The following is a 16908-nucleotide window of genomic DNA, read 5'->3' on the forward strand; positions in this document are numbered from 1 at the left end:
CATATAAAGCATCCAGATTGTAGCTATCGCCTCGTTTATGAGTAAGGCGTTCAACCGTTGCTTTGATATGCTCGTTCCCACCAATGTTCCTGCAGTATCAAAGAAAGTCACCAATAGGAAAGTCAATACGACGACCCACATTTGCAGAGAATTGATATCTCCAACGTGATGAAGTGCCACCAAAAATGTCGATGACATACTAGGTGCGGCCGAAACAATACTGGTTGGTGCTTGAATCAATCCTGTCAGCAAGCCAAGAATCGTTGTTGCTGCCATCCCAATGAAAATTCCCCCAGGTACGCGTCGTACCATCAAAATAGCTGTGATAACCAAACCAAAAATCGTTAGCCATGTGGTCCCGACACTTAAAGAACCTAATGCAACCAAAGTTGAATCATCCGAGACAATAATACCGCCCTCACTCAAACCCAAAAAGGCGATAAATAAACCAATCCCACCTGAAATCGCATATTTTAAATCAGAAGGAATCGCATCGATAATCAACTCTCGCAATTTAAAAATGGTGATCACGATAAAAATCAGTGAAGCAACGAAGACCCCTGCCAGAGCCGTTTGCCAAGGAACGCCCATACCAATACAAACCGAATAAGAAAAGAAAGCATTGATTCCTAAAGCTGGTGCAGTGGCAATTGGATATTTGGCCAACACCCCCATCAAGATACAGCCCAGTGCACTGGCTAACGCCGTGGCAGTAAACACTGCACCTTCATCCATCCCTGAAGCACCTAACACAGTAGGGTTCACGAATAAGATATACGCCATAGAGATAAATGTTGTAAAACCAGCCAAAATCTCCCGTTTGACTGTCATTTGCAAGGCATCAAGCCCAAAATAGGAATTGATATGATTTTTTATTTTTTTACTCCTCCGTCAATCAAGCAGATGTGAAAATTACACTTGATGTAAATAATGAAAACAACGAAATCGATGATAAACCAAGTTTCACTGCAAGTAAATAACATTTGACTGAAAATTCTCATTAAAACGCTTTTTTGACAATCTATCGAACTCAATCAACGTATACCTGATCGTCTTGCAGCAATTGAACCAACTGTTCTTTTGTCGTCCGTTTGATAGATAGAGGTGGCAAGTCATTTAAACCAAAATAACCACTCTCAGTCGTTTCACTGTTTGCGACAAATTCCCCTGAAAGTACGTCACAAGCAAACACCAATTTATAATATTGAAACAATTGGGGGATATCTTCTCTTAAATTGGTATCAAAAACCGCACGTAACGCGCCAACCGCAACGGTCAATCCTGTTTCTTCTAATACTTCTTTTTGAATATTTTCTTTGGGCGTCAAACCGACCTCGGCATAGCCACCTGGCAACGACCACTCCTTGCTCTGGCTGTCTCGCACCAACAGGACGCAATCCCCCTGTCTGATCAAGGCCCGCACATCGACTTTGGGTGTCGGATAGCCATCTTGATTGTCCAAATACACATGCAATGTGTCTATCTCTTGGTCGATCACTATTTCCATCAACATCAATGATATATCTTTTAGTTCTTGAAATCGTTCAATATCATAGGCGTCTTTTCCATAAAACAAGCCGGCTTCTGCAATTGCGCGTAATCGTTGAAAGTACTTGAAATAATCCACTATTCTCTCATCCCCTTTTTTCAAACTTGCTTGAGGTATCTTCTACATTCTTTATCTTAGCCTAGATCACCTTATTTGCAAAAATATTTGGTGCTGTTTACAGGCAGGCCGGTACTTATTTTTGTCATATCGTCCATTTTAGTCCAGAATAGAGACATAAGAACTGGAAAGGATGATCGAAGTGAACTTAACGCCTGACTTGATTTCAAGAGAACAACTGATTGGCAAAATCCAAAAAGATATGGATCAGACCGTATTGGTGTATGCGCTGCTTGTCTGCGCCACCTTGATCGCGTCGATTGGTTTGAACTATAATTCAACGACAACAATCATTGGTGCGATGCTGATTTCTCCTCTATTGAATGGTGTCAATGGCATTGGATTTGGTTTAGGTCTGTCACATTTTAACCTAGTACGAAAAGGATTGCTTGTATTCACGATCCAAGTGATCATTATCCTCGTGATCTCTTTTTTATTTTTCTATCTCACACCAATAAAAGATTCTACACCCGAGATCCTCACCCAGACTTCTGCCACAATCTGGGACATTTTGATTGCCTTGATTGGTGGTTCAGCCCTTGCTTTTGCAAAAGTCAGGGGGCGTGACAATGACGTGATCATTGGCGTGTCTATTGGTACTTCCTTGATTTTGCCTCTATGTGTGACAGGGTATGGGGTATCTATCAGAGATTATGCGATTGCCTGGGATTCGGCACAGCTTTTTTTCACAAATACATTTTTGATTGGGTTATCCCTCTTTCTCACCATCCGGTTGCTGCAATATAGTGATTTTAAACATCACCGTTTTTGGAAATTTGGTCTAGCAGCACTGCCAATTTTTATGATTGGCCTGTTTTTTGTCTATACTACTGTAGAAACTACCATCATCGAATATCATGCCAAGCGTTTTGTTGAAGCAAATTTAAGTGATCATTATCTATTGGCACAAACAATCGATGAACAGCAGCAGTCCATCGCACTTACTTTGGTAGGCGAGGTGCTCTCAGCTGAAGAACTTCAGAAATTAGCATCAACACTTTCAGACTACAACTTGAAAGAGTATCAGCTTGATGTCACCTTTTATGCAACAAATCAGGATGGTACTTTTGATGCCTCTGTTTTAGCCAAAATACTGAAGATCCAAAACGAAGGGACCTCTAAATTCCTAGGGTTAGATTAATAAAACGCGTTGTCAAAGTGGAAAAACCGCACCTTTGACAACGCGTTATTTTGCTTTTTATCGCAACGCTTATTTATTTTGTTTGGTGTTTAGGAATGACAAAGACAATAGAAAAAATAGCCAACACACAAAAGATGACATTGACCAAAAGGCCTGCAGTTGCTCCTGTTGTGATCGAGGATGATTGACTCAACCCATTATAAACACTCGCTGAGATGGCAATCCCCATTGCACCGCCTAATGAGCTAGCCATTTTGTAAATACCAGAAGCAACGCCAGCTTTTTCTAGCGGTACACTTGAAACGGCTGTGTCTGTTGAAGGAGTTGCATACATGCCTAGACCCATGCCAAATAATGAATAGCCGATGAAAACAAGCACAAGATATGCCATGCCTTGGACAATAGTCAAAGCCATCAATGCAACACCGATACCAGAAATCAATGCGCCAAACAGCATTGGTTTTCTCGCGCCCATTCTTTGCAGCATTTTTTCACCGATTCGAATTGTGATCAAAACAAGCGCCAAATACCCCAGTGATAATATCCCAGTACTTCCAGCAGAAAGTCCACGACCTTGTTGGACATAAGAGTTGATCACGATCATTGTTCCAGCTACCGCATTTAATAGAAAGTTGGAAATCGTCGCACCAAGATAACCTTTATTCTCAAACAAGCCAAAGTCAACAAACCCCGAATCAGTATGGGTTTCAACCCAATAGAATATACACAATCCCAGTACCACAATAAGTAGTAAACCAAGGGTTTTCAGACTAAGCCAACCAAAACTTCCCCCATTTGACACAAGTAAATTCAATGCCAACATCGATACGACAAATAAAACCAAACCGAATGTATCAAACCGCCCCTTCTTTTGGGTTCCTGCAATTGATTCAGGGGTTCCAAATAACAAGATCCCACTTAGAATCGATGCCACGATCGAGAAGACAAACACGTAACGCCAACCTAGATTACTATCGATTGCACCACCGAAGAAGGAGCAAAAACCTGAACCCCCCCATGAACCAATCGACCAATAACTCAACGCCCGTTGCCGATCTTTTCCTTGGAAATAGGTTTTGACCAAGGCCATCGTGGCAGGCATGATACATGCAGCTGAGATACCTTGAAGAATGCGGCCAGCAATAAATAATCCAGTGCCACTTGCAAAAATCAATGCTGCAGAGCCAATAATATTAAATAAAATACCAATATAGGTCAATTTGACCCGTCCGAATGCATCAGCAAATCCTCCTGCGACCACGATCAAAATACCTGAGAACAAACCTGTGATCGACACACCTGTACTCAGTACACCTGAAGAGATCCCTAAGTCTGTTTGAACATCTGGCGCCATATTTAATAAAGATTGCGCAAACAGCCAATAACTTAAAACACTCAAAACGATCCCGACCAATAGGCGATTATTGCCATGATAGGGTCCTTCGTTTATTGCAGTAGAACTTTTCATTTTCCTAAACCTCACTTTATATAATGGCATGCAAAAAGAGCAAAGCCCATGATCCCGATCAACAGATCATTGCTTTGATCTTTGATTGCATGGCAACTTCTTGCTTCGCAAAAAGCTACTATTTTTTACTCTATTCTTGGTCCAAATAGGTTACAACGATACTTGCCATTGATTTGGCAGCAATCAACAAACAATCCTCGTCAATCGTAAATTTTGGATTATGGTGGGGATAAATGGGCGTACCGGGTGTATGCGCCCCTACAAAGAAGAAACAACTAGGCCGTTCCAATGCATAGTAAGAAAAATCTTCTGAAGCTGTTTGCGGTCCACATTCTTTGACGGCTACCACCTCAGGGATTGCTGCTTTTTCTACTGCATCAGCCACCAATTGCGTCATTTCAGGGTCATTCATACAAACGGGATAGTCATTTTGATAATCAAGTTCGTACGTGATACCAAATGCTTCACAAGTCCCTGCTAATAATCGGCGAAACTCTGTTTCTACAACCGGACGCAAAGATTCATCCAAGATTCGAACATCTCCTGCCAACGTAACTGTTTCTTTGATGACATTGGCGGAACCTTTGCCATCAAATGAACCAATCGTGACAGTTGCTGCATCAAAAGGCCCAATGCGACGACTAACGATCGTCTGCACACTTGAGACAAATTGTGCGGCAGCGACGATTGCATCATTGGCATCTTGTGGCGCTGAACCATGTCCGCCTTTTCCAGTCATTTTGACTTGGAAGGTTGCACGCCCTGTATGGACTGCACCAGGGTGCACATACACGTTTCCGACTTCCATCGTACTCATCACATGGATACCAAAGACATTGTCGATGCCATCGAGACAACCTGCCTCGATCATGCCTTTTGAGCCGCCAGGTGTCACTTCTTCTGCGGGTTGATGGATCACTCTGATCGTACCTGCGATTTGATCTTTAAACTGAATCAATGTGTCCGCCAAAATCATCATATAGGCGGTATGGCCATCATGACCACAGGCATGCATGACACCTGGTACGGTAGAAGCGAATGGAACATCTGTTTCTTCTTGGATCGGTAATGCATCAAAGTCTGCACGGATGGCAATATGCTTTCCCGGTTTCCCACCTTGGATGTCCACCAAAATCCCATTGCCCCCGCCAACATGCGTCATCACTGTACAGTCCTTACCATCATAAAATGCAGCAATTTTCCTGGCCGTTTCCGTTTCATGAAAGGACAATTCTGGATGTTGATGAAAGTTTCTTCTTAACGCAATCATCTCGTCTTTACGATCATCTAATACGTCAAATATCTCTTGTAGTACTGTTTTCATTTCAATTCCTCCTCATGTCTATTCTAATATTTTCTATCTTAGCAACAATCCATTTCATTGCTATTTCAGATACATTCATAGAAATGATCCTGCTAAAGGAAATTTTTAGACTCTTTAAAGAACGATATTTTCTTCATCAAGAATCCGATGTATAATGAACGAGAGAAAAGAGGGATGCTAATGGATAATCTTCACGCCTGCCACATCAATTATTATCGTATAACCACACCGCAACGATTTTATGCTGAACACTTAACATTACTATTGGTCCTAAAAGGCCAACTGATCGTAGAACATGATACCCATAAACAACGTCTAGACACACAACAACTCTATTGTTTAAATGGTCATCAATTTGCTGTTTTTTCAGCCAACAATGAACGAGAAGCAGTAGTGCTATGCTTAGAGATTGATTCGCTTTTTTTTGCTGATCAGTTTCCAGCGTTTTTTAATGTGCATTTTCAGATACCTTCTGAGGACGCTACTGCAACAGCCAATGGTGAACTCTTGCAGGCAATCACTGATTTGGGTTTGAATGAGTTCAACCAACGAGATGAACAAAAGATCTATCGTATGATGAAATTGGAATCCATTATTTTTCTATTGACGCAATGGTATCAAACTGATCGCCACCATCCTATCCAAATCAGTGGATATCGGCAGTTGCCGGATATCCTGCAATATATAGATGCGCATATCCATGAAGGCATCAAAGTCAAAGACATCGCTGCGCACTTTTACGTTTCAGAATCTGCTCTTTCAAAACGATTCAAAAAAGAAACTGGGGAACAACTATCCCACTACATCAAAAAAATTCAGATTCACAAAAGTCTCTCTTCACTGCAATACTCAAAAAAAAGCATTGAACAGATTGCTCTTGAATCAGGTTTTGCCAGTGTCAAAGTCTATCGTGAACAATTCAAAGCTTTTCTCAAAATGACACCCACTGATTATCGTCAATCACAGCCGCCAATGGCGCAACAAACAACCTTTGCCAAAAGTACCGTGCAGTCGGATCTATCTGACAAAGAAATCCTGCATTTACTCTATCAAACTGTTCAACAACCAGCGCGGCAGCCTCTTTTGATCGATAGACGCAACCGTCATTTGGTGATTGATGAAGAGACGAAAAATGGGCGCTTCCATGTTGGAGAAACAATTATTCAACTTGCTTCACTGTCAGATTTGACGCAAGTCAAAGTTCAACATGAATTGACTGAACTGATTGAAAGCGGCTTGATCGATTGTCTTTATTGCCAAGACTTACTCAATACATCGGATATCAGCAATACGTTAGCCAATCTATTACAACTCAATTCATTTCCAGCCTTTGAACGATTGGATACGGCCTTTGATTTTTTGGTCAAACATCGTTTACCTTTGATGATTGGTTTCACATTACCGACGGCAGCAACAGAATATGCAGCTGATACATCATTTTCACTGATCCAAAAATTTTTGGTTCATTTAAAACGAAAAATCGATCCAAGCTGGGTTAAACATTTACGCCTATCATTTCAACTACCTATTGACTATTCATCAGCCGTACAAATGTACTATCTGCACCTGCATGATCAAATACGACACATTCTGCCAACTGTCTCGATTGGGATCCACTTGAATCTGCCAGATCCGCTCAATGTCACAACAAGTGAAAAACAATTACGCGCGTTGCACGCTACGATCATGGATACTGCTGACTTCATCAATTTTGATGGTGATCCCAACTTCGTCTTTCATGAAGATAATAGGCAAAAAACAGCCATTGAATCTTCCCATCATTATTTGCGCGAAAAAATCCATTGGCTGAAAAAAGTATGCCATGAACTGGCAATCAGTAAACCTTTGTACCTATTAAATTGGAACACATTGACAGGCGCAACCGTCGATTATAATGGGTTATTTTTTAGAGGGGCGATTATTCTGCAAGAACTGCTGGGGTTATCTGAACAAATCCAAGGATATGGATTTTGGTTGAACAATGAATTACATGAGCAGTACACATTTGATCAGCCTGGCCTGCATGCCTACAGTACTGGTTTGGATCTTTATCACTTTCAAAGCAAAAAAAGACCCGCATTCTTTTGTTTGTCTTTGATTCGCCGTTTGCAGGGACAAGTGATTGCACAAGGCGAAGAGTATTTAATGACGAAAGAAGGACAAAACTATCAGTTATTGCTTTGGAATACGAATTTTTTTGACCCCCATTTGTCTTCTGAAGAAGCGTTTCTAGAAAGCCAATCCCTAGATATCTCCATCGATGTCCAGGTTTTGCCTGCTGGCAGATATCAGGTCAAGCAGTTGGACTTTGACCGCAATCACGGCGCTGTTTTTTATGTTTACGCCCAGTTTCAATCGGCCGCACAGTTAGATCGTGAAACCGAAGCGTATATCGATCAGAAAACCATGATGAAACTACATGTTTTTGATCGCATGATCACGGATCGGTTCCGCCATTTTTCAACCATTGACACGAATGGTGTCCAGTTGTTCACATTCACCTTAATATAAAAAAAGACTGTCAGTTTGTACTGACAGTCTTTTTTCTTGTCTATTCCCCCTACTTCTCTTTAAAATGAATCATACTTTGTTCCATTTGTTTCAAGGACCAATCCATGACAAAAATCAAAATCATCGCCAGCAAACTACCGATCAACGCACCTGAAAAACGCAACGGAATCAATTGTAGCGGGGTAAAACTACTGCCAATCGTCATCAACAGCAATACTTGTGGATTGGTAAAAAAATTGGCAACTGTATAATTGATTGGCATATACAATTCTGTCAAAACATTTAAAATGATCAAAACGACGGCCAATGCCGGTAAAGATAAATGTAAAGACATCAATAAAAATCCAAGAAGCAAGCCAACGATTCCGCCAAGCACACGGCCAATCGTACGATTCTTGATTTTCTCCATATGTTCGCCAGCTAGCACTGCAGCCGCAGAGATCAAGATCCAATAGCCATTGCTTTCTCTTAGCAAATAGGCAATATACGTGGCGATAAATAAAACCATGGAAAAATGGAGTGCTTTCAATACCATTTCAGGCTGTTGGTACAGTGCTAAATAATACTTATCTTTCATTGACAATCGTTGAAATCTTGTTGTTTCGCTATGTAACGGCAATCCTTCTGCCAGTGAGATCAACAAACCTGATACGATCGATCCTGCCAAACCATAAAGCAAATATGAACTCTGATGGAAAATATCCGCAACTGCCACAGTATGAAAATTAAACCCAGTTGCATAAAGCATCAGAACAAAGAAATAATCTGGTTTTGGGATGCGATAGACTTTTGAAAGTAAAAAAGCCGAAAAAGACAAACAGCCAATAATAAAAGGCGCACTCCAAGGCGCTAAAGCAGTCAATGCACCTAATATGAATGCCAACAGCAACGCACCACCATGAAGCAAAATTGCTTTAAAATTATAAAGGAATGAGACATGTTGAAACGCCAAATAAGAAAAAGCCCCCATGGCGCCGACTGAACTAATCAACGGATCTTTTAATAAGATACCTAACAAAAGCGGGACCCCCATCGCCAATCCAGAGCCTAAAGGACGCAATAGCGTACGTTTTTTCTTCATGATTTTCCTGCCTTCTCTATTGATCAGAAATATGTAATAAAAAACAAACGTTCCTTAATTAGTATACGGAGCAAAATAGAAATTAGCAAATCTATTTTCAGAAAATGTTGATTTCATTCAAAATCATCCCCAAACGCTATCCATAATCATCGCAATCTAGGATATTTTACTGTAAAATTAAAACTATCACCATTCCTACAGCCGTAAAGGCTGTCCCTACGATAACGAAGGAATCGAATCATTCCATGCATTATTGAAGAAAGAACATGTGTCCCAACGACCAATATATCAAACTTTTGAAGAAGCAAGGCGACAAATTTTCAGTTACGTTCAAGGATTTTATAACAACCACAGAATTCACAGTGCTTTAGCATATCTGTCTCCGGTTGAATTTTAGAAAAAGATACTGGCTGCTTAACATAAAAAATCTCTCGTAAAAAGTGTCTCAGCTATTGACTCTAATCCAAAAAGCATTATCACATTCCAGGAGGAATGGTTCTACAAACGGATTTATGCAGCCAGTATACAATAATCGAATCTTCCTATGCATCATTGAAAAAAGAAGAGGTCTATACGACTACTTACTCAGATTTTGAAGAAGCCAAACGAGCGCTATTTAGCTACATTAGTTCGATTGGTTATCTAACTCCACAGGAGTTTGAAGACCTGTCAAGAGAGGAAATAGCATAACCATCTCTATTAAAATTTGTCCAAGATATTGACCTAAATACATATTATCTGCAATATTTACTTAATAACTGTAATTGAGATTGGAGAATTTTTAACCATATAAGTAGCATGCGAACCAAAATATCCTTTAATTCCATGCATTGATCGCGATCCAATGATTAAGATATCTGCAGATGTTGCTGGCAAAATCGTCTTAGTAATTTCCTCGGCCGGATCACCTTCTCCACTGTACAGCTGAATGTTTTTTACACCGCTATTTTCTGCATATTGTTTGTACTTTTCCAAATTAAATAACAATTGACTTTGTTTCTGTCTCAAGTACTCAGGGTCTAACGCTTCATAAACATTCAACTCTTCAATTTCTAAAATTGAGGCAATCAGTAATGCGGCTCCAGTTTTACTCGCTTGCTTTACAGCATATTGAAAGGCTTTTTGAGCTCCTTCTGATTCATCTACCCCGACTAAAATATTTTTAAATTCATCAAATCCTTCCATAGTGCATCTTACCTTTCATTAATTAATTGATTATATTTTTTATTTCCTTTATACAGTTCAATAATTGTCCACGCTAACAGTAGTAATACTGCGACGATAATGACATAGGCAATAGAATCAGCTAGTACAAGTTGGCTTGATGTCACCTTTTCACCAAAAAAACCTTCAATTTGGCCGGGCAATCCAATCAAATTTAAATATGTCAATCCAATTACTGAACCCCATCCTAGTATCCGAATAACTATCGAATTTTTAAACCGGCTTCCCATTTCCACCTCACTATTGGTCATCATTAATAATGGTACCATCGAAAATGGTAACGCAAAAGCTAAGAAGACTTGTGAATTATTCATTAGTGTATTTAACGCTGTGTGCTCCCGAATCGTTCCTTGCCTGCTTGTAATAATTACACAGATTAACACTGGGATAACTGAGATCAAACGCGTAATTAAACGTCTTAGCCAAATTGGCATTCTCATATGAATGAATCCCTCCATAATTACTTGTCCAGTTAAAGTTCCGGTAATCGTTGAATTTTGTCCAGAAGCTAGTAACGCGACTGCGAATAATGTAGAAAGAAGACCTGATTTTGCAACGGTGATTAAAATTCCGTTACTCAATGTATCCGGATTTGATAAAGCCTCATACAACCCAAAGAATGACGGATCTTTCACTACCCCTGTTTTAAAAACAGCAACTCCCATTATGAGCAATAAGGAGTTAACAAAAAAAGCGAGAGTCAATTGAATGTTAGAATCCCATGTTGAAAATCGTACAGCATTGGCGATTTCATCTTCATCCGTACGATTTATCTTTCGAGTCTGAGACACAGCCGAATGTAGATATAAATTATGAGGCATAACGGTTGCACCAATAATTCCTAATGCACCAGTTAAAGGCGTTTGACCACCAATTGAATGTGTAGAGGAGAACGTTTCACCAGTCGGAACCAATCCTTTAAGTACATCCCCCCAATTAGGATCAGACAACGCTACTTGATAAACAAACACAAAAAGAATTACAAAAATCAAACAGACAACTATTGCTTCAATTTTTCTAAAACCAACTTTCGTTAACAACAATAATAATAAAACATCAAATACCGTAATAAAGACTGCGACGACAAGCGGAATATTAAAAAGTAAATAAAGAGCAATTGATGCGCCAATTACTTCCGCAATATCTGTTGCCATAATCGCTAATTCCGTTAAAATCCATAAAATGATTCCTAGTTTTTTACTCGTTCTCGCTCGAATTGCTTGAGCTAAATCCATTTGACTAACAATTCCCAATTTAGCAGCCATATATTGTAATAGCATTGCAATTAAACTAGACATTAAAATGACCGACATTAATAAATACTGGAAGTTTTGCCCACCCGTAATCGAAGTAGACCAGTTGCCTGGATCCATATATCCCACAGCAACTAATGCTCCCGGTCCAGAATAGGCGAACAAGGTTTTCCAAAAGCCTTTGCCTTTGGGTACCTCGACAGTTCCGTTAATTTCCTCTAAAGAGGGACCATTCGCATGCTGAATTAATCGAGGTTTGTGCTCTTTACCGGACTGACTTGTTGTATCTTTCAAAATATTTCCACCTTCCTTTAAAAACATCATAAGTATACACCTCTTTTTTATTAAATTAAAGCAAAATATTAGACAAACCTAAAAAAAAATAAATATTCGCCTAATTTAATATTATTTGCCTTCATTTCATTTGTATCGGAATGAATCAATTGTACACGTTAAAAATATATCTATATGATAATTACCGTTGTTAATATTCACGATTTTTTGTTGAAATAGTCGAGAGAAAAAAATAAGGTTGACCAAAGTATTTTTAGAGGTTAGGCCAAAATTAGAAAAATTTAGTTTTTAAAGGAGGTTTTTATTTGTTAACTGTAAAAAAATTATCTGTTGCGTACGGCGATACACCGGTATTCAATAATTTATCCGTCCATTTTAATGCAGGGAAGATTACTGGCATTATCGGACCTAATGGAGCTGGTAAATCTACTTTAATCAAGGCAATATTGGGTCTTATTCATCCAAAATCAGGTAGTAGCGCGCTTGATGGTCATTCAATGGCAACAGTAAAAAAGAAGGTTGCCTATGTAGAGCAACGAAAGGATTTAGATCTCAGTTTTCCAATCAATGTCTATGATTTGGTTTTAACTGGTAGTTATGGAAAACTGGGATTGTTTAAGACTCCAGGAAAAAGCGAACGTGTTGCTTGTGATGCAGCTCTTGAGCAAGTTAAAATGACTGACTTTGCTAATCGGCAAATAGGTAATTTGTCAGGAGGACAATTACAGCGGGTATTCGTAGCTCGAGCAATTTTACAACAGGCAGAAATTGTTGTCTTAGATGAACCTTTTGTTGGAATTGATGTGGAAAGTGAGAGTGCCATCATGGCTATTTTAAAACAATGGCGAGACGAACAAAAAACCATTATCGTTATCCATCACGATTTAAATAAAGTTTATGATTACTTTGATGAATTAGTCATTATGAATCACGGAATCATTGACTTTGGGCCAACTCAAGAAGTCTACAATTCGAAGAATATCAGTAAAGCATTCAGTGCTGACTTATCTTCAGTTCTATTTCAGGAGGTAAATTGAATGACTGCTCTCTCGGATTTTTTTCAAGCGTTAGGAAAATATGATTTCCTTCAAAGTGCATTAATCACTGCAATAATGGTGGGGATTATGTCTGGGATTATTGGGAGTTTCATCATTCTACGAGGAATGTCTTTGATGGGGGACGCTATTTCTCATTCAGTATTGCCAGGGGTTGCTGTTGCTTATATGTTAGGTATAAATATCTTGATTGGAGCATCTATTTTTGGTGTACTAGCTGCAATGTTAATCGGCTACGTGGCTTCTCATAGTAAAATCAAAGTAGATACTGCAATAGGGGTTGTCTTCAGCTTCTTTTATGCATTGGGATTCATTTTAATCTCTATGGCCGAAAGCTCAACCAATCTACACCATATTTTATTTGGAAACATTCTAGCTGTTAGTAATAGTGATATGATCACAACGGCAATTATTTTAGGAATTGTGATTATTTTTGTACAAGTATTTTATAAAGAATTGTTAATCACTTCCTTTGATCAGACCTTCGCTAAAACATATGGATTAAATACCCAACTAATCCACTATAGCCTTATGCTCGTCTTAACGCTAGTAACCGTATCAGCATTACAAACTGTCGGAATCATCTTAGTAGTGGCCATGTTAATTACGCCAGCTGCAACAGCATACTTTTGGACCGACCGCTTGTCCGTGATGCTTGTTTTCTCCGCTATATTTGGTGTTGTCGCATCAATTTGTGGTTTGTACTTCAGCTACACATTCAACTGGGCTTCTGGTCCAGCGATTGTTATTGTCGCAGCAGGGTTATTCTTAATTTCCTTTATCTTCTCACCAAAACAAAACTTGTTACATATACACAAAAATAGAAAAGAGGCGTAAATATGAAAAGAATATTAGTAACCATCGTAGTAGTGATCGCAGCCGTCGCCGGAGTAATTTTTTTGTCAACGGACGAAGTGGAGATTCCAAACAATCAACAGATTCCAAAAAAATCAGCGTAGTAACTACAAACTCGATTTTGGAAGACATGGTTAAAAATGTGGCTAAAGATCGCGTTGAACTATATAGTATTGTTCAACGCGGCGTGGATCCCCACGAGTATGAACCTAAACCGGAAGATATCTCAAAAGCAACAGATGCAACAGTTTTATTTCACAACGGACTGAATTTAGAAACTGGCGGTAGTGGTTGGTTCAAGAAGTTGGTAAGCACTGCTCATAAAGAATTCGATAAAGATGTTTTCGCCGCCAGTGAAGGTGTAATACCGGAGCACTTAACAACCAACATCGAAGAAGAAGATCCTCATGCCTGGCTTGATTTAGCCAATGGTGTTCAATACGTCAAAACAATCACCAAAGTCTTAAAGGAAAAAGATTCAAAAAATGCAGATTATTACCAAACTAATTCTGATGCTTATATCAAAAAATTACAAAAGTTACATGAGGAAGCGCAATCAAAATTTCTCGATATTCCTGAATCACAGCGTTTATTGGTCACCTCAGAGGGTGCCTTCAAATACTTCTCAAAAGCCTATCATGTTGCGCCAGCTTACATTTGGGAAATCAATACCGAATCTCAAGGTACTCCCGAACAAATGAAAGCTGTGTTAGCTAAAATAGAAAACTCTGATGTCAAACATTCGTTCGTAGAAACCTCTGTTTCATCTAAGTCAATGAATAAAGTTGCCGATGAAACGGGATTAGAAATTTATTCCAAAATTTTTACTGATTCATTAGCAAAAGAAGGTTCCGAAGGCGATACCTACTATACAATGATGAAATGGAATCTAAACAAAATTCATGATGGTCTAGCTTAGCAATGTTAAAAACATATTGATATTTTAAAGTTTCCCTCTAAGTAATTATTCTTGTAGTTTATTTAGAGGGACGACTTTTGATGATTGAGCGGTCCTCAGATATCTCATTACGATAAGATATCATCAAAAGACAAATTATTACTTATATAGGTTGAATTAAATACTTTACATCCGCACGCACAGTCGGTCAATCACCTCAAGGGGACGCTCGTTTACATCGGCTAAGAAACCGCGGACCGACTGTTTGATTTTCTGGACGTGGTCAAAAAAAACATTGTTGATGACCGATTCCTTGAGCCACTTCCAAACGCCTTCCATTAGGTTCAACTGAGGGCTGTAGGGAGAGGGAGGAAGATGAGTGCCAGGCGCCTAGCGTTTTCTTCAAAAAATTCTAACATTCCTTCTTTTACTAACAATTCGCGAGTCGAAGCGATCGTACGATGAGTCAAGATATAATGTTTAGATCCTTGTTGTTTCAATTGCGTCAATGTGTCATACACATGATCAAATGTGACAGGTTGGCGTGTATCAAGCGTTTCGTATTGATGGAAATCATCTGAGAATTCTCGAAAGTCCAAATGATATTTTTCAGTCAATGCTTTTGAAGATTTTTCTTTCAATAATCGATAAACAGCTTTTGGATCAGCAACTACTTGCCGATCTTCTAAAGCTTTCATCATGCTGTCAAGCATGATCGGATACGTATCGAACAACGTCCCGTCAAAATCCCATATATATGAATCAAACATTATTTTCTCACTATCTTCCTAATTTTTAAATGAATGGATTGGTGCCGGGATCCGCCCGCCTCGTTGGATAAAGTCCGTCGATTTCGCCGAATTCGTCCGCATGACTGGAGCAGTCCCCAGCAAACCGCCGAATTCGACAGAATCGCCGACTTTTTTATCTTTAGCGGGGATGATCCGCACCGCCGTTGTTTTATGATTGATGACACCGATCGCAGCTTCATCAGCGATCATCGCCGCAATCGTCTCCGCTGGTGTATCTCCTGGGATCGCGATCATGTCCAGACCCACTGAACAAATGGCGGTCATCGCTTCTAATTTCTCCAGATTCAGATAGCCTTCTTCTACGGCTTTGATCATACCTGCATCTTCAGAAACCGGAATGAATGCGCCTGATAAGCCTCCCACATGGTTGCAGGCCATCACGCCGCCTTTTTTCACAGCATCGTTCAATAAAGCCAGTGCGGCAGTTGTACCGTGTGTGCCGACAGATTCCAAGCCCATTTCTTCCAAGATCAACGCGACACTATCACCAACTGCCGGAGTAGGAGCTAATGACAGATCCACAATACCAAAGGGTACGTGCAATCGCTCAGAAGCGATTTGACCGACTAATTGTCCCATCCGCGTGATTTTAAATGCCGTCTTCTTAACTGTTTCAGCAACCACATCGAAAGATTCGCCTTTGACCTTTTCCAGAGCGCGTTTTACTACGCCCGGTCCGCTGACACCGACATTGATCTCGCAATCTGCTTCACCGACCCCGTGGAATGCTCCCGCCATGAAAGGATTGTCTTCCACCGCATTCGCAAAGACTACCAACTTCGCACAGCCCATATCTGAAGCTTCGGCGGTTTGTTTGATGGTTTCACCCATCAATTTGACAGCGTCCATATTGATCCCTGCCCGTGTCGAACCAATATTGACAGAAGAACAGACAAATTCTGTTTCTGTCAAGGCTTCCGGAATCGATTGGATCAAGGACAGGTCCGCTCCTTGATAGCCTTTTTCAACTAATGCGCTATACCCGCCGATAAAATTGATCCCCACCGCTTTTGCGGCTTTGTCCAAAACTCGCGCAAAAGCAACACAGTCTTGCCCGCCGCTTGCGGAAGCAACGATTGCGATCGGCGTTACCGAGATCCGCTTGTTGATGATGGGGATCCCAAATTCACTGGCGATCTCGTCACCGACTTTTACAAGATTTTTCGCTTTGCTGGTGATTTTATTATAGATATTTTGACAAGTCTTTTCTGTGCTGGCATCGATACAGTCCAACAATGAAATACCCATTGTGATCGTCCGGATATCAAGATTTTCTTCTTCTACCATCCGGATCGTTTCAAGAATTTGTTTTGTTTCCATCATTTC

13 protein-coding genes and 3 pseudogenes are annotated in these 16908 nt (G+C 39.9%); 7 read left to right on the forward strand and 9 right to left on the reverse strand.

The window, feature by feature from the left end; translation table 11 throughout:
* Window positions 1–75 precede the first annotated feature (75 nt).
* Both MKX69_RS13505 and MKX69_RS13510 read right to left on the reverse strand, forming a co-directional pair.
* Window positions 76–876, reverse strand: a pseudogene (locus tag MKX69_RS13505) (NCS2 family permease); the annotation flags it as partial.
* Between the two features lie 154 nt (window positions 877–1030).
* A complete protein-coding gene (locus tag MKX69_RS13510; RefSeq protein ID WP_038809230.1) occupies window positions 1031–1630 on the reverse strand; it encodes an NUDIX hydrolase N-terminal domain-containing protein in 600 nt (199 codons plus the stop codon).
* 169 nt (window positions 1631–1799) lie between these two features.
* Here MKX69_RS13510 and MKX69_RS13515 point away from each other — a divergent pair, with 169 nt between their 5' ends.
* Window positions 1800–2807 carry a DUF389 domain-containing protein gene (locus tag MKX69_RS13515; RefSeq protein WP_227645005.1) on the forward strand — a complete coding sequence of 336 codons (1008 nt, stop codon included), beginning with the start codon at window positions 1800–1802 and terminating at the stop codon, window positions 2805–2807.
* Between the two features lie 73 nt (window positions 2808–2880).
* On the opposite strand, the gene MKX69_RS13520 is transcribed toward MKX69_RS13515, so the two are convergent.
* Together MKX69_RS13520 and MKX69_RS13525 are read right to left on the reverse strand one after the other, a co-directional pair.
* Window positions 2881–4275: an MFS transporter gene (locus MKX69_RS13520; protein ID WP_005879142.1), complete on the reverse strand. Its 1395-nt coding sequence runs from the start codon at window positions 4273–4275 to the stop codon at window positions 2881–2883.
* Between the two features lie 130 nt (window positions 4276–4405).
* Window positions 4406–5599, reverse strand: a complete 1194-nt coding sequence (locus tag MKX69_RS13525) for an amidohydrolase (RefSeq protein ID WP_005879141.1) — start codon at window positions 5597–5599, stop codon at window positions 4406–4408.
* A gap of 180 nt (window positions 5600–5779) precedes the next feature.
* Here MKX69_RS13525 and MKX69_RS13530 point away from each other — a divergent pair, with 180 nt between their 5' ends.
* Window positions 5780–8110: a helix-turn-helix domain-containing protein gene (locus MKX69_RS13530; RefSeq protein WP_181811526.1), complete on the forward strand. Its 2331-nt coding sequence runs from the start codon at window positions 5780–5782 to the stop codon at window positions 8108–8110.
* 49 nt (window positions 8111–8159) lie between these two features.
* Here MKX69_RS13530 and MKX69_RS13535 read toward each other — a convergent pair whose 3' ends face one another.
* A complete protein-coding gene (locus MKX69_RS13535; protein WP_038809228.1) occupies window positions 8160–9191 on the reverse strand; it encodes an FUSC family protein in 1032 nt (343 codons plus the stop codon).
* Window positions 9192–9384: 193 nt separating this feature from the next.
* Here MKX69_RS13535 and MKX69_RS13540 point away from each other — a divergent pair.
* Window positions 9385–9588, forward strand: a pseudogene (locus MKX69_RS13540) (IS3 family transposase); the annotation flags it as partial.
* 95 nt (window positions 9589–9683) lie between these two features.
* On the forward strand, window positions 9684–9881 hold the full coding sequence (locus MKX69_RS13545; protein WP_002297837.1) for an IS3 family transposase: 198 nt from the start codon (window positions 9684–9686) through the stop codon (window positions 9879–9881).
* 57 nt (window positions 9882–9938) lie between these two features.
* Here the strand turns inward: MKX69_RS13545 and MKX69_RS13550 are convergent, their stop codons facing one another.
* Window positions 9939–10376 carry a universal stress protein gene (locus MKX69_RS13550; protein ID WP_002336201.1) on the reverse strand — a complete coding sequence of 146 codons (438 nt, stop codon included), beginning with the start codon at window positions 10374–10376 and terminating at the stop codon, window positions 9939–9941.
* 8 nt (window positions 10377–10384) lie between these two features.
* Window positions 10385–11992 carry an Nramp family divalent metal transporter gene (locus tag MKX69_RS13555; RefSeq protein WP_341010573.1) on the reverse strand — a complete coding sequence of 536 codons (1608 nt, stop codon included), beginning with the start codon at window positions 11990–11992 and terminating at the stop codon, window positions 10385–10387.
* 275 nt (window positions 11993–12267) lie between these two features.
* Here MKX69_RS13555 and MKX69_RS13560 point away from each other — a divergent pair, with 275 nt between their 5' ends.
* From MKX69_RS13560 to MKX69_RS13570, 3 genes and pseudogenes are all read left to right on the forward strand, one after another.
* Complete coding sequence (locus MKX69_RS13560; RefSeq protein ID WP_142434257.1) at window positions 12268–12999, forward strand: metal ABC transporter ATP-binding protein; 732 nt, start codon at window positions 12268–12270, stop codon at window positions 12997–12999.
* Window positions 13000–13854, forward strand: a complete 855-nt coding sequence (locus MKX69_RS13565) for a metal ABC transporter permease (RefSeq protein ID WP_142434258.1) — start codon at window positions 13000–13002, stop codon at window positions 13852–13854.
* Window positions 13855–13856: 2 nt separating this feature from the next.
* Window positions 13857–14791: pseudogene (locus MKX69_RS13570) on the forward strand (metal ABC transporter solute-binding protein, Zn/Mn family).
* A gap of 323 nt (window positions 14792–15114) precedes the next feature.
* Here MKX69_RS13570 and MKX69_RS13580 read toward each other — a convergent pair.
* Together MKX69_RS13580 and MKX69_RS13585 are read right to left on the reverse strand one after the other, a co-directional pair.
* Entirely contained in the window at window positions 15115–15540 is a 426-nt protein-coding gene (locus MKX69_RS13580) for an HAD hydrolase-like protein (protein WP_002334633.1), read from the reverse strand.
* A gap of 18 nt (window positions 15541–15558) precedes the next feature.
* Window positions 15559–16902, reverse strand: a complete 1344-nt coding sequence (locus tag MKX69_RS13585) for a PFL family protein (protein WP_341010574.1) — start codon at window positions 16900–16902, stop codon at window positions 15559–15561.
* Window positions 16903–16908: the final 6 nt, after the last annotated feature.

Source organism: Enterococcus sp. FSL R5-0957, assembly GCF_038008005.1.
GTDB lineage: Bacteria > Bacillota > Bacilli > Lactobacillales > Enterococcaceae > Enterococcus_B > Enterococcus_B faecium.

Excerpts from the sequence above, each read along its gene's own strand:
- MKX69_RS13555 (WP_341010573.1), bottom strand. The coding sequence starts at position 11,992 with ATGATGTTTTTAAAGGAAGGTGGAAATATTTTGAAAGATACAACAAGT.
- MKX69_RS13535 (WP_038809228.1), bottom strand. The coding sequence starts at position 9,191 with ATGAAGAAAAAACGTACGCTATTGCGTCCTTTAGGCTCTGGATTGGCG.
- MKX69_RS13525 (WP_005879141.1), bottom strand. The coding sequence starts at position 5,599 with ATGAAAACAGTACTACAAGAGATATTTGACGTATTAGATGATCGTAAA.
- MKX69_RS13545 (WP_002297837.1), top strand. The coding sequence starts at position 9,684 with ATGGTTCTACAAACGGATTTATGCAGCCAGTATACAATAATCGAATCT.
- MKX69_RS13530 (WP_181811526.1), top strand. The coding sequence starts at position 5,780 with ATGGATAATCTTCACGCCTGCCACATCAATTATTATCGTATAACCACA.
- MKX69_RS13550 (WP_002336201.1), bottom strand. The coding sequence starts at position 10,376 with ATGGAAGGATTTGATGAATTTAAAAATATTTTAGTCGGGGTAGATGAA.
- MKX69_RS13565 (WP_142434258.1), top strand. The coding sequence starts at position 13,000 with ATGACTGCTCTCTCGGATTTTTTTCAAGCGTTAGGAAAATATGATTTC.
- MKX69_RS13585 (WP_341010574.1), bottom strand. The coding sequence starts at position 16,902 with ATGGAAACAAAACAAATTCTTGAAACGATCCGGATGGTAGAAGAAGAA.
- MKX69_RS13515 (WP_227645005.1), top strand. The coding sequence starts at position 1,800 with ATGATCGAAGTGAACTTAACGCCTGACTTGATTTCAAGAGAACAACTG.
- MKX69_RS13580 (WP_002334633.1), bottom strand. The coding sequence starts at position 15,540 with ATGTTTGATTCATATATATGGGATTTTGACGGGACGTTGTTCGATACG.
- MKX69_RS13520 (WP_005879142.1), bottom strand. The coding sequence starts at position 4,275 with ATGAAAAGTTCTACTGCAATAAACGAAGGACCCTATCATGGCAATAAT.